The organism is Pseudoxanthomonas sp. Soil82, assembly GCF_040446535.1.
Taxonomy (GTDB): Bacteria; Pseudomonadota; Gammaproteobacteria; order Xanthomonadales; family Xanthomonadaceae; genus Pseudoxanthomonas; species Pseudoxanthomonas kaohsiungensis.
The window spans coordinates 166,121-178,573 of record NZ_JBEAAK010000001.1 but is presented as its reverse complement, the minus strand read 5'-3'; the positions used below and the strand labels follow the sequence as shown (position 1 = coordinate 178,573).

The window sequence follows — 12,453 nt, the reverse complement described above, 5'->3', positions numbered from 1 at the left end:
CCGGACATGACCTATTGCGTCGGCATCGAAGTGGATGGAGGCCTGGCCTTCGCCGCGGACACGCGCACCAATGCCTCGCTCGACGACGTGCGCGTGCACCGCAAGCTGCACGTGTTCGAGTACCCGGGCGAGCGGGTGTTCGTGGTGATGAGTTCGGGCAACCTGGCCACGACCCAGCTGGCCGTGTCGCGGTTGCGGCGCGATGCCGAGGATCCGTCGGCGGCGCGCAGCCTGCGCACGTTCCGGCACCTGTTCGAAGTGGCCGAGTACGTGGGCGAGGTGCTCGTCGCCAGCCAGGTGCAGGCCCAGGACAGCGGCCAGCACAGCGGCGTCAGCACCCAGGCCACGCTGATCCTCGGCGGGCAGGTGGCGGGCGAGCGGCCGGGCCTGTACCTGGTCTACCCGCTGGGCAACTGCATCGCGGCGTCACCGGAAACGCCCTACCTGCAGATCGGCGAATCCAAGTACGGCAAGCCGATCCTCGACCGCATCATCCGGCCGGAAACCGAGCTGGAGGATGCGGCGCGCTGCGCACTGGTGTCGCTGGACTCGACCATCCGCTCGAACCTGTCGGTCGGCCTTCCGATCGACCTCGCCCTGATCCGCGCCGGCGACCTGCGCATCAGCCAGCAGATGCGACTGGAGGGCGACACGCCGCTCTACGCGGAGATCCACGAGAACTGGTCGCGCAAGCTGGAGAACGCGGTGCGGACGCTGCCGCGCTTCCCCTGGGAGGCCGAGCTGCCGGCGGGCGACGATCCGGTCGCGCTGCCGCCGCTGCCGCCGCTGCCGCCGCGCCGCTCGCCGTCGCGCCCGGATCCGGGCGACCAGTCGGCGCAGCAATAGCCAGCCTCGCCGCCATGCATCCGTCGAGCGAGAACCCCGCGTCCCGGGCGGGCGCCGTCACGGTGCTGCTCAGCCTGGGCAGCAACATCGAGCCGCAGCGGCACCTGCGCCTGGCCCTGGACGAACTGCGCCAGGCGTTCGGCGAGGTGGTGGTCTCGCCGGCCTACCGCACCGCGGCCGTGGGTTTCGACGGCGCGCCGTTCGTGAACGCCGCCGCGCTGATCCGCAGCACGCAACCGCTGCAGGCGCTCGAAGACTGGTTGCACGCGCTGGAAGACCGGCATGGCCGCGACCGCAGCGGCCCGCGCCTGTCCGACCGGACCTTGGACGTGGACGTGGTGTTCCATGGCGACCTGGTCGTGCGCGAGGGCGAGCGCGTGCGCGTGCCGCGGCCCGAACTGCGGCACGCATTCGTGCTCAAGCCGCTGGCCGACATCGCGCCGGACTTCGTCGATCCACTGGGCGGGCGAACGCTTGCGGAGATGTGGCGCGACCACCCGCAGCACGACGAGCCGTTCGAGGTCGTGCCGTTATAGGAGCCGGGGAGACCGGACATGCGTCCGTGGAAAAGCGCCCGCGACGCGACGTCCCGGCAAGCGCGACCTCGCCGCCATTCCGGCGTCCGTGTCGCCGGCAAGCTGCGCTCCCGCGATCGGACATGGCATCGCATCAACGCTCGCGCCCGCCGTCCACGTGCAGCACCTGGCCGGTGACGTAGCCGGCATCGGCCGACAGCAGCCACGACACCGCGGCGGCGATGTCGTCCGGCGCGCCCGCCCGTCCGAGCGCGGTGGCGGCGAGGATCGCCTGCTGCGCCTGCGCCGGCTGGCCGTGTTCCGGCCACAGGATCGCGCCCGGCGCCACCGCGTTGACGCGCACCTGCGGCGCCAGCTCCAGCGCCAGCGCGCGGGTCAGCGAAACCAGCGCCGCCTTGCTCGCCGAGTAGGGTGCGTGCGTGGCCAGCGGTCGGTGCGCGTAGACGTCGGCGAGGTTGACGATCGCGCCATGCGCGGCGCGCAGGTGCGGCGCCGCGGCCTGGGCCAGGAAGAACGGCGCGCGCGCGTTGACCGCGAACAGGGCGTCCCATTGCGACGGCGTCACCGTGTCCAGCGGCGTGGGATGGAACGCGGAAGCGTTGTTCACCAGGGCGTCGAGCCGTCCGAAGTGGCCGACCGTGGCCGCGACCAGTTCCGGGAGCCGGTCGGGCGCGGCCAGGTCCGCACGCAGCACGAGCACGCTTCCCGCCCGGACCTGCTCGAGTTCGCTGGCCAGCGCGGCCATTTCGTCCGACGAGTGCAGGTGGTGCAGCGCCAGGTCATGGCCGCCGGCATGCAGGCGGCGGGCGATCGCCGCACCGATCCGGCGGGCGGCTCCGGTGACCAGGGCGACGGGACGTTCTGGATTCATGCGCGGCCTCGCTCGGCTATGCTGCCCATTGTCTCCGCGAACACGCGCCGCTGCACGACCCGATGCATTCCGATCTGCCGCTTCCCGATCCGCTTGCCCAGGCCCATTCCGACACGCTGGCCGCGCACCTGCGCGCCGAGATCGCCGCGTCCGGCGGCGCGATGCCGTTCTCCCGCTTCATGGAGCTGTGCCTGTACGCGCCGGGCCTGGGCTACTACAGCGCCGGCAGCACCAAGTTCGGCGCTGCCGGCGACTTCGTCACCGCGCCCGAGCAGGGCAGGCTGTTCGCCGCCACCGTCGCCGGGGTCCTCGCCATGGCGCTGCGATCGCTGGGCCCCGGTGCGCGCGTGCTCGAACTGGGTGGCGGAAGCGGCGCTTTCGCCGAGGTGACGCTCAAGCGGTTGCTGCAGCTCGACGCCTTGCCCGACCGCTACGCAATCCTCGAGCCGAGCGCCGACCTGCGCGAGCGGCAGCGCGACCACCTGGCGCGCACGCTGACGCCGCCGGTGTTCGACCTGGTCGAATGGCTCGACCGCCCGTTCGAGGACGACTGGGATGGCGTGCTGTTCGCCAACGAAGTGATCGATGCCTTGCCGACGCCGCGTTTCACGCTGCGCGACGGCGAGGTCTTCGAGGAGTACGTGGCGATGGACGGCGATGGCCGTTTCGTCCGTACCGACCGCCCGGCCGACGCGTTGCTCGCCGCGGCGGTGCGGCATGTCGAGCACGCGCTCGGCACGCCGTTCGCCGATGGCTACCGCTCGGAACTGCTGCCGCAGCTGCCTTACTGGTTGCAGGCGGTGGCTGGCGGCCTGCGTTCGGGGGCCATGCTGTTCATCGACTACGGCTATCCGCGCGGCGAGTATTACCTGCCGGAGCGCGAGGACGGCACCCTGCGTGCGTTCTATCGCCAGCGCATGCACGCCGACGTGCTGCGCTGGCCGGGCCTGCAGGACCTGACCGCCTCGGTGGATTTCACCGCGCTGGCCGAGGCGGGGACGGGCGCCGGTTTCGACCTGGCCGGCTATTGCAGCCAGGCCAGCTTCCTGCTAGGCAACGGCATCGACCGCCTGCTTGCCGAGGCGGAAGCGCGCACGGACGAGGCCGGCGCGATGCGCCTGCGCCAGGAACTCAAGCGGCTTACCCTGCCCGCGCACATGGGCGAGCGCTTCCAGGCCATGGCGTTCGCGCGCGACGTCGACCTCGATGCGGCGTTCCTGCTCGGCGACCTGAGCTGGCGCCTGTGAAGGCAGCCAAGCCGTTCCGCCGGCCATGGCTCTGGCTCGGCCTGTGGTGGCTGGCGGTGCTGGTGGTGGTCGTCGCCAGCCTGTCGCCCCCGCCCCCGGTCGAACTGCCCCGCCACGGCGACAAGGTCGAGCACCTGCTCGCCTATGCACTGCTGGCCGCGGGCGCGGTGCAGGTGTTCCGCCGCGGCGCGCCGCTGTGGCTGGCAGGCCTGGGCCTGGTGCTGCTCGGCATCGGGCTCGAACTCGCGCAGGGGGGGTTCACCACCACGCGCATGGCCGACCCGGCCGATGCGCTGGCCAATGCCGCCGGCGTCGCGCTGGGCCTGCTCACCGTGCGCGCACCCTGGCGGGATGCGCTGCTGGGAGGCGAGGGCCGCGATGGTTGAGGCAGGGTCGCGGCGCGCATGCCGGTGCATGCGGCGGTGAGCGCGATGCTGCCGCCTTCGCAGCTGTATGCCCGTGCCGTCGCCGCCTACCGGCAGGGCGACAGCCGTGCCGCGTTGGTCGTCCTGCAGCAGCTGCTGCGCCAGCACCCCGGGCATGCCGACGCCTGGAACCTGGCCGGCGTGATCCACGGCACGCGGCAGGAACCGGCGCTGGCCGCCGACTGCTACCGGCGCGCCATCGCCGCCGGCGCCGGCGCCGGCGCGTGGATGAACCTCGGGCTCGCCGAGCAGCGGCGCCAGGCGCACGACGCGGCCGAAACCGCCTACCGGACCGCCCTGCGCCTGGACCCGGCGATGACCGCGGCCTGGCGCCAGCTCGGCACCCTGCTCGAGGAACAGGCGCGCCGCGAAGAGGCGCTGGCCTGCTACCGCCGGGCGTTGCGCCTGGATCCGGAGGACCTGCGCTGCCTGGGCGACGCGCTGATGCTGCGGCGCTACCTCGCCGACTGGGACCCGGCGGCCGTCCCGCAGCCGGAGGCGCTGCTGGCCGCCACCGCCAGCGCGACCCGCAGCGACCTCGCGCCGCTGCTCCTGCTGGCGCTGCCGCAAGCCGACGCGCGGGCGCAGCAGGTCGCGGCAAGGACATTCGCGGCCACCCAGTGGCACGCGCTCCTCGCGGCCACGCCGCTGTCGGCGCCGCCCATGGCCGCCGACGGACGACGCCTGCGCATCGGCTACCTGTCCTCGGACTTCCGCGAGCATGCGGTGTCGTTCCTGGCCCTGGACGCGATCGCCGCCCACGACCGCGACCGCTGCGAAGTGGTGCTCTATGCGCATGGTCCACCTGCGGAGGATGCGTGGCGCTGCAAGGCGCGCGCGGCCGCGGACCGGTTCGTGGAGCTGCAAGGCGACGATGTCCTCGCCGCACAGGCCATCGCCGGTGACCGCCTGGACGTGCTGGTCGACCTCAACGGATACACCGCCCACTCGCGGATGGGCATCGTCGCCCGCCGCCCGGCGCCGGTGATCGCGTCCTGGCTGGGCTACATCGGCACCCTCGGCGACCGCCGGCTCGTCGACTATGTCATCGGCGATGCGGTGGCCATCCCGGCCTCGCTGTCGGAGTTCTTCAGCGAAGCGGTGGCCAGGTTGCCGCTCTGCTTCCAGCCCAACGGCGGGCCGGAGCCGGTGCCGGCGACGACCCGCGAGTGCGAAGGGCTGCCGCCCGGTGCCATGGTCTTCTGCAGCTTCAACCAGGCCTACAAGCTGCATCCGGCGCTGTGGGACGACTGGTGCTCGATCCTGGCCGGCGTGCCCGGCAGCGTGCTCTGGCTGGCGCCGCCGCGCGACGACATCGCCCGCGCGAACCTGCGTCGCGAAGCACAGGCGCGCGGCGTATCCCCGGACCGCATCCTGTTCGCGCCGCAGGTCCCGAGGCGGCAACACCTGTCGCGGCTGGCGCTGGCCGACCTGGCGATCGATACCTGGCCCTACAACTCGGGCACCACCGCCAGCGATGCGCTGCGCATGGGCGTGCCATTGCTGACCTTCCCCGGGACCACCTTCGCCGGTCGCATGGCGACCAGCCTGCTGACGGCACTGGACCTGCAGGAATGCATCGCCACCGACCGCCAGGCGCTGGTCCGCGAGGCGATACGGCTGGGCAACGATGCGGCCGCGCGCGCAGCGCTGCGCGAGCGCCTGCACGGCAAGCTGCCGGGTGCGCGCCTGTTCGATCCGGCGGCGATGGCCGCCGACCTGGAGCGCCTGTTCCGGGCGATGCATGCCAACGCACTCACAGGCCGCCACGAGGACATCGATCTCGCCTGAAGGGGCCTGGCGGCTGGCGGTGGCAAAGACGCATGGCGGATGGCCCGCCATGCGTGTCGCCCGCGGCGCCGCTCAGCGCAGCTGCAGCGTGGCCCGGTCCAGCACCCACATCGCCGGCCGCGTATCGCCGGTGAAACGCAGGCAGAGGTCGTGCCGGCCGGCCAGCTCCTCCGCCAGCGGGGCAACGACTTCGACGAACCCGTCCGCGCCCGGCGTGGCGGGCAGCGGCACGCTGGCGATGCGTTCGCCGCCGCAGCCGCCGGCGTGGATGTCCAGTTCGCCGTGCGCCGAGCGCGCCGGTTCGAAGCGGCGCGCCGGCTCGTCGTGGGCCAGCTGGAAGTAGTACGGGATCCGGCCGGCGCGCACCTTCACCGAGGCCACGCCCTCAAGGTCCGCGCCGTTCCACTGCCAGCATGGGTAGAAGATCGTGGTGTTGAAGATGGCGCGCTCACCATCGGCCGGGCCGTCGTCCTCCAGGCGCAGCAGCAGGCGGCCGGCATCGGGGCAGGTGGCCAGCTGCTCGTCGGTGCGGCTGAGCATCGAGGCGGCGTCGTACGCGAAGGTGCGGGGCGCGGCGAGCGCCTTGCCGTCGGCGAAGGCGGCCGCACGCAGCGCAGCCGGCAGGGTCACCGGCACCGGCGCGGTGTACAGCGCCGAGGTCGCGGTCGGTTCGCTGCCGTCGTTGGTGTAGCGCACTTCGTAGCCGAGCGGATTGGCCAGGGTGACGATCGCGGTGCCGGCCTTGCGATCGTCCTCCGCTGTCGCGTCCACCTGGAACGGCGTCTGCGCGTAGCCGATTCCCCAGCGCCGGTAGCGTTCCAGCTGCGCCGGCAGGCGCTGCACGAAGCCGGCATAGTCCTTGCGCGCCTGCGGGGTCCAGCCGGTCTCGGCCACCGCGGCCAGCCGCGGGAACACGTTGTGCTGCAGCCGCTCGAAGGTGCGGGTGTGCTCGGTCCACATGTTCGCCTGCAGGCCGAGGATGTGGTGGCGCTGGCCCTCCTCGAGCGCGGCCGGGACCGGCTCGAAGTCGTAGACCTGCTTAATCGGAATCGTCGCCGGGCGGCCCGGCGGCTCGTCGGGCGAGGAGGTCTGCAGGTAGTCCAGGTACAGGTCGCTGGAAGGTGACATCACCACGTCATGGCCTTCGCGCGCGGCCTTGAGCCCGCCTTCGATGCCACGCCAGGACATCACCGTGGCCTCCGGCGGCATCGGGCCTTCGAGGATCTCGTCCCAGCCCACCAGGCGCTTGCCGTGCGCGGCCAGGAACTTCTCCAGGCGGGCGACGATGTGGCTCTGCATCTCCATCTCGGTCTTCGCACCGACTTCGCGCATGCGCTCCTGCACGCGCGGCGAGGCTTCCCACTGGTCCTTGACCGCCTCGTCGCCGCCGACGTGGAAGTAGGTGCCCGGGAACAGCGGGATCAGTTCGCCGATCACGTTCTCGAGGAAGGCGATCGTGCTCTCCTCGGTGTTGAACAGGTTCGGGAACACGCCCCATTCGCTGGACGGCACCAGCTTGCGGTCGGTGGAGCCCAGCTCGGGGTAGGCCGCGATCGCGGCGGTGGCGTGGCCGGGCTGGTTGATCTCCGGGACGACCGTGATGTGCCGCGCCGCGGCGTAGGCGACGATCTCGCGGACCTGGTCCTGGGTATAGAAGCCGCAGTACTGGCGCGGCTTGCCGGTGGACGGCTCGATGCCGCCGTCGCCCGCGGGAACGCGGCAGCCGCCGACTTCGGTGAGCTTGGGATACCGCTTGATCTCCACGCGCCAGCCCTGGTCGTCGGTCAGGTGCCAGTGCAGGGTGTTGAGCTTGTGCAGCGCCATCGCATCGATGACCTGCTTGACCTGCTCCACGGTCCAGAAGTGGCGGGAAGGATCCATCATGAAGCCGCGCCAGCCGAAGCGCGGCGCATCCTCGATGCGCACCGCCGGCAGCGTGACCGCGCCGGCGTCGTCGGCTGCGGCCAGCTGCAGCAGGGTCATCGCGCCGTAGAACAGGCCGGCGGCATCGCCGGCACTGACGGTCACGCCTTCAGGGGCGACTTCCAGGAGATAGGATTCCGCACCCGCGGCGGCGCGGGCCGGGTCGATCGCGAAGCGGATCGCGCCGGCGACACCGGTGCCGTCGGCGAGCGCGGGTTCCACGGCGAAGCCCTTGGCCAGCAGCGTCGCGAACTGCGTGGCGACCGTGCGTGCGCCTTCGCCTTCGGCCAGCAGGGGCGTGGCGGCTGTCAGGTCGAAGCGGCCTTCGCCGTGCTCGACGCTGGCCGGGAGCGGAATCAGCGATACGGGCGGTGCCGCCGACGCGGGGGCCGGCGACGCATCGGCCTGCTGCGGTGCGGCGGCGGTGTCGTGCCGGCCCTGGCAGGCGGCCAGCACGACGGCGATGCCCGCGGCGCACAGCAGGCGCGCGGGACGGGAAAGGCTGGATCGGTTCATCGTCACTCCCTCTGGTGCGGTGATGCGTTGCCTTGCATGCCTTCAAAAACGGAACGGGCCCGGATTTCTCCAGGCCCGCCCCGCAACGGACAGCCTGCGCTGCCGTCATGTGCTACCGGTCAGAACTGCACGCGCAGGGTCGCCATGTAGCGGCGGCCGGTGCGGTAGTCGCCGCGGACCAGCTTCTCGGTGTTGGCGATGCCTTCGACTTCCGCGTACGTGTAGTAGTTGGTGTCGAGCAGGTTCATGCCATCCAGGCTCACGCTCAGGAACTCGTTGATCCTGTAGGTGATGTTGGCGTCCAGCGAGTCGTAGTCGTCGGTGACCAGGAAGTTGCCGCGGTCGACCTGGGTGTAGTACTTCGAGCGCCAGGAGTAGGTCACGCGCGCGCTCCAGTCGTCGTTCTCGAAGAACGGGCTGACGTTGACCTGGTTCTTCGAGTTGTACGGCAGCGGATCGCCGTTGTCGGCCTCGGCGTCGGCGTAGGTGTAGTTGGCCAGCAGGCCGAAGCCGGCGCCGAAGGTCTGCTGGAACGCCGCCGAGAAGCCCTGGATGCTGGCGTTGCCGGCGTTGTTCGGGCGCGAGACGTCGTAGACCGTATCGCGGCCCTGGTTCTGGTTGAAGTGCGTTTCCTCCTGGGTGGTGACCAGGATGTAGTCGGACACGTCCTTGTAGAACAGGGTGCCGGCCAGGATCGAGTTCTCGGCGAAGTACCACTCGGCCGAGAAGTCCCAGTTGGTGGAGCGGTACGGATCGAGTTCCGGGTTGCCGCCGCCGCCGGTCAGGGTCTGGTCGCCCAGCCACAGGTAGCTCGACATGTCGCCGTAGTTCGGACGCGCCATCACCTGCGCCGCGGAGAAGCGCAGCACCACGTCGTCGGTGGCGTCGAACGCCACGTTCACGTTGGGCAGGATGTTGTCGTAGTCCTTCTTGACGCTGGTCGGCTCGTAGGCGGTGGCCGGGCAGGGGCTCACGTTGACGGTGCAGGCCCAGCCCATGCTGTTCGATTCGGTCTGCACGTAGCGCACGCCGAAGTTGCCGCGCACGCGATCCCAGCTGAAGTCACCCTGCACGTAGAACGCGTTGATGTCCTCGGTCACCGTCCAGGTGTTGGCGGCAAACGACGGGTCGTTGAACGTGCTCGGCTCCGGCATGGTCTGCCAGGGGGCCAGCCAGTCGCCGCTGAGGATCCAGTCGGCCAGCGCCCAGCCGTCGATGGTGAAGCGTTCGGACAGGTCGCCGGTGTTCGGGAAGCCGCTCAGGTAGTTGCCCGGCAGCGGACGCGGGCTGAACTGCGAAGCCAGTGCGTTGCCGTAGCCGGCGACGGTGGCCAGCGAAACGCCGCCCATTTCCTGGCCGGTCTCGTGCTCGCGGCGCTTGGCGCCGAAGCGGACCTGGTAGACCGGCGAATCGAGGCGGATGCCGAAGTCGACCTGGGCGTACTTCTCCTCGTCGCGGGTCGGCTTGAACACGATGTTGCCGCCCCAGCCCGGGTTCCAGGTGGCCGCGCTGCCCGGATCGGAGCCCCAGCCGCCATCGATCTGGAAGGCATCGGGGTTCAGGAACGGATTGGCGCCGTGGAAGGTCAGGCTGCGGTCGCCGCTGATGTCGTAGCTGTAGTCGGACCAGTTCAGGAACTCGCCGTACACCTGGCGGCCGGTGCCGCCGGTGGCCTTCGAGGTGCCCAGGTGGGTCGAGGCGAACCAGCGCTCGTCGTTCCAGGTCGCCTTGAGGTCGTAGGAGTCGGTGTCGATGGTGGACTGGCGGTTGATCAGGTCGTACACCACCAGCGCATTGTCGAAGGTGGCCTTGGTGATCACGCCGCCGTCGACGGTCAGGTCGGTCAGCTTCATGAGGCCGTTCCAGGCGTTGCCCGGGAAGGCGAACATGGAGTGGCTCATGTTGTCGAAGTCGGCCTTGACGTCGAGCATGTTGAACTCGATGTCCAGCTGGTCGACAGGCTTGAACTGCAGGGCGACCGAGATCGTGTCGCGGTTGCGCTGCTGCTCGAAGTAGTGCGCGCTGACGGAGTTGGGGCCGACCGCGTCGAGGTTGTCGAGCAGGGTGTCCTGGCAGGTGCCGACGCACGCGGCCGGCAGGGTCGGCTGCACGCCATTGACCGGGGCCTGCGACCAGTCCGGCGGCAGGTTGAACACCGAGCCGCCGCCGCCCTGGCCATAGGCGTAGTCGCGGCCGGTCACGGTGCCGTAGGACTCGATGCCGTCGCGGCGGATGCTCTCCTGCGCGCGCTGCGCCGAGACGATCACGCCGAAGTTGTCGGCGTCGTTCTTCCAGCCCAGCAGGACCGAGGCCTGCGGATCGCCGGTGCCGATGCGGTCGTTGTAGAGGTAGCCGATCTGGCCGGAGATGGTGGTCTTCTCCAGGTCCAGCGGCTTGCGGGTGATGATGTTGACGGTGCCGCCGATCGAACCCTCGTCGACGTGCGCTTCGGGGGACTTGTAGACGTCGACGCGGCCGACGATCTGCGGCGCGAGCAACGAATAGTTGAAGGTGCGGCCCGGTTGGTCGGTGATGAACCAGTCGGCGGAGGCCACGGTCTGGCCGTTGAGCAGGGTGCGGTTGAGCGCCGGGTCGGTGCCCAGGATCGAGACTTTCTCGCCCTGTCCGAACGCCTTGTCGATGGTGACGCCCGGGATGATCGTGATCGCCTCGGCCACGTTGGTGGCCGGGAACTTGCCCACGTCCTCGGCGGTGACGACGTCGACGATGTTGTCGGCGTCGCGCTTGGCGTCGAGGGCCTGCTTGAGGCTGCCGCGGATGCCGACGACGGTGACTGTGTCGAGTTCGGTGGCGGTGGCCTGTTCGGCGGCCGGCGCAGCCGGTGCGGCTTCCTGCGCCTGCACCTGCACGGCGAAGCCCAGGCAGGTGACGATGGCGGCGGAAAGAACGGACTTGCGGTGTTTCATGATGTCTCTCCCATCATTGTTTTGAGTTCCGCCGGGGACCGCCCCCGGCGACGACTGCTGCATGTGCCACGGCGTGGAGCGGCCCGTACGCACTAACCTCGCTTCCCACGAAACTGGCTCTTGCCGACGCCGTGTTGCTCACTTCTCCGAAAACCCCGATCCCTGGTACCAGCTGGCGGCGCCGATCACGCCCAGCTGGCCGTGTTCGACCAGCCGCACCGAGACCCGCTCGAGCGCCTCGCGCATCGGCCCCTTGTTGAGGAAGCGGGCGACGAAGTCGCTGCGGACCAGGAACTCGCGGATGTGCGGCAGGATCCCGCCGGCGAGGTAGACGCCCTGGACGCCGTACAGCAGCGCCATGTCGCCGACCGTGCTGCCGAGCAGGCCGCAGAACACTTCCAGGCTCTGGCGGGCCAGCGCATCGCTGCCGTCGAGCGCGGCGGCGGTGATCTCGCCGGGCCGGGCGAATACCGGGGCTTCGCCGCGCAGTGCGCACAGCGCCGAATAGAGGTTCATCAGGCCCGGGCCGGACAGGGCGTGCTCGACCGAGACGTGGCTGCGCTGGCCCAGCATCTGCCGCAGCAGCGCCATCTCGAGTTCGGTGCCCACCGCCAGCGCCGCCTGTCCGGCCTCGGTGGCCAGCACCACCGGGCCGTTGGCGGTCGGGATCCACACCGCCGCGCCCAGGCCGGTGCCGGGGCCCAGCACCAGGATGGGACCGGGGGCGATGCGTGCGGGCCCGGCCAGCTGCAGCACTTCGCTGGCGCCGAGATGGGCGACGGCGTGGGCCACGGCTTCGAAGTCGTTGACCAGGTGCACCGCATCCAGGCCGAGGCTGTCGCGGATCTCGGCCGGCGACAGGCGCCAGGGCAGGTTGGCGGTGATGACGGTGCCGTCGGCCAGCGGATAGCCGGCGCTGGCGATCACCGCCACGCGCACCGGCGTCTTGCCGGGCAGGCTGGCGATGAACTCGCGGACGATGTCGGCCAGGCTGGCGTAGTCGGCGCAGCGGAACTTGCTGTAGGCCAGCACCTGCAGGGGCGAGCCGGCCTGGACCAGGCCGATGCGGACATGGGTGCCGCCGACGTCGGCGGCCACGAACGGCTGCGAAAGTCCCGGCAGAAGTGTGGCGTTTGCGGCTGCTGACACGCGGATTCCCCGTAGCTGGCGTGCGCCGGTTTCCCCTGACCGGCGGCACGGATTGCGACGGAGTGTGGAAGTGGTCTGACAACGATGTCAACACATCGTGACAAATATCCTGCGCGTCGCCATGAGTCGCACCAAATGCGTGTAACCGGCAGCGCTGTCATCGACGATTCCGCACATCTATGGCGCTAAATCAATGACCTACATCGTATTCATGTTTCTCCG

General features: G+C 70.4%; 9 protein-coding genes. 5 read left to right on the top strand and 4 right to left on the bottom strand.

Annotation, left to right across the window (positions count from 1 at the left end; all coding sequences use genetic code 11):
• Positions 1-6: 6 nt before the first annotated feature.
• A complete protein-coding gene (locus ABKA19_RS00785; protein ID WP_353687219.1) occupies positions 7-846 on the top strand; it encodes a proteasome-type protease in 840 nt (279 codons plus the stop codon).
• 14 nt (positions 847-860) lie between these two features.
• Positions 861-1,382 carry a 2-amino-4-hydroxy-6-hydroxymethyldihydropteridine diphosphokinase gene (gene folK / locus ABKA19_RS00780; RefSeq protein WP_353687218.1) on the top strand — a complete coding sequence of 174 codons (522 nt, stop codon included), beginning with the start codon at positions 861-863 and terminating at the stop codon, positions 1,380-1,382.
• A gap of 133 nt (positions 1,383-1,515) precedes the next feature.
• On the opposite strand, the gene ABKA19_RS00775 is transcribed toward folK, so the two are convergent.
• Positions 1,516-2,253, bottom strand: a complete 738-nt coding sequence (locus ABKA19_RS00775; protein ID WP_353687217.1) for a pteridine reductase — start codon at positions 2,251-2,253, stop codon at positions 1,516-1,518.
• A 62-nt stretch (positions 2,254-2,315) separates the two neighbouring features.
• Between ABKA19_RS00775 and ABKA19_RS00770 the strand changes: the two genes are divergently transcribed.
• Genes ABKA19_RS00770 through ABKA19_RS00760 form a run of 3 tightly spaced genes read left to right on the top strand, consistent with a single transcriptional unit; the run spans position 2,316 to position 5,716 of the window.
• The gene (locus ABKA19_RS00770; RefSeq protein ID WP_353687216.1) at positions 2,316-3,500 is read left to right on the top strand and encodes a class I SAM-dependent methyltransferase; all 1,185 of its coding nucleotides are present in this window, start codon (positions 2,316-2,318) and stop codon (positions 3,498-3,500) included.
• A complete protein-coding gene (locus ABKA19_RS00765) occupies positions 3,497-3,886 on the top strand; it encodes a VanZ family protein (RefSeq protein WP_353687215.1) in 390 nt (129 codons plus the stop codon). Before ABKA19_RS00770 ends, ABKA19_RS00765 begins: the two co-directional genes overlap by 4 nt.
• Before the next feature lie 45 nt (positions 3,887-3,931).
• Entirely contained in the window at positions 3,932-5,716 is a 1,785-nt protein-coding gene (locus tag ABKA19_RS00760) for an O-linked N-acetylglucosamine transferase, SPINDLY family protein (protein ID WP_353688011.1), read from the top strand.
• A 72-nt stretch (positions 5,717-5,788) separates the two neighbouring features.
• Here ABKA19_RS00760 and ABKA19_RS00755 read toward each other — a convergent pair whose 3' ends face one another.
• The 3 genes from ABKA19_RS00755 to ABKA19_RS00745 form a co-directional block, all read right to left on the bottom strand.
• Complete coding sequence (locus tag ABKA19_RS00755; RefSeq protein WP_353687214.1) at positions 5,789-8,155, bottom strand: family 20 glycosylhydrolase; 2,367 nt, start codon at positions 8,153-8,155, stop codon at positions 5,789-5,791.
• Between the two features lie 119 nt (positions 8,156-8,274).
• Positions 8,275-11,082: a TonB-dependent receptor gene (locus ABKA19_RS00750; RefSeq protein ID WP_162376880.1), complete on the bottom strand. Its 2,808-nt coding sequence runs from the start codon at positions 11,080-11,082 to the stop codon at positions 8,275-8,277.
• Between the two features lie 138 nt (positions 11,083-11,220).
• Positions 11,221-12,237, bottom strand: a complete 1,017-nt coding sequence (locus ABKA19_RS00745; RefSeq protein ID WP_379655861.1) for a glucokinase — start codon at positions 12,235-12,237, stop codon at positions 11,221-11,223.
• Between the last annotated feature and the right edge of the window lie 216 nt (positions 12,238-12,453).

Bases quoted from the DNA above. Each gene is read 5' to 3' on its own strand.
- ABKA19_RS00785 (WP_353687219.1), top strand. From the start codon at position 7: ATGACCTATTGCGTCGGCATCGAAGTGGATGGAGGCCTGGCCTTCGCC.
- folK (WP_353687218.1), top strand. From the start codon at position 861: ATGCATCCGTCGAGCGAGAACCCCGCGTCCCGGGCGGGCGCCGTCACG.
- ABKA19_RS00775 (WP_353687217.1), bottom strand. From the start codon at position 2,253: ATGAATCCAGAACGTCCCGTCGCCCTGGTCACCGGAGCCGCCCGCCGG.
- ABKA19_RS00770 (WP_353687216.1), top strand. From the start codon at position 2,316: ATGCATTCCGATCTGCCGCTTCCCGATCCGCTTGCCCAGGCCCATTCC.
- ABKA19_RS00760 (WP_353688011.1), top strand. From the start codon at position 3,932: ATGCTGCCGCCTTCGCAGCTGTATGCCCGTGCCGTCGCCGCCTACCGG.
- ABKA19_RS00755 (WP_353687214.1), bottom strand. From the start codon at position 8,155: ATGAACCGATCCAGCCTTTCCCGTCCCGCGCGCCTGCTGTGCGCCGCG.
- ABKA19_RS00750 (WP_162376880.1), bottom strand. From the start codon at position 11,082: ATGAAACACCGCAAGTCCGTTCTTTCCGCCGCCATCGTCACCTGCCTG.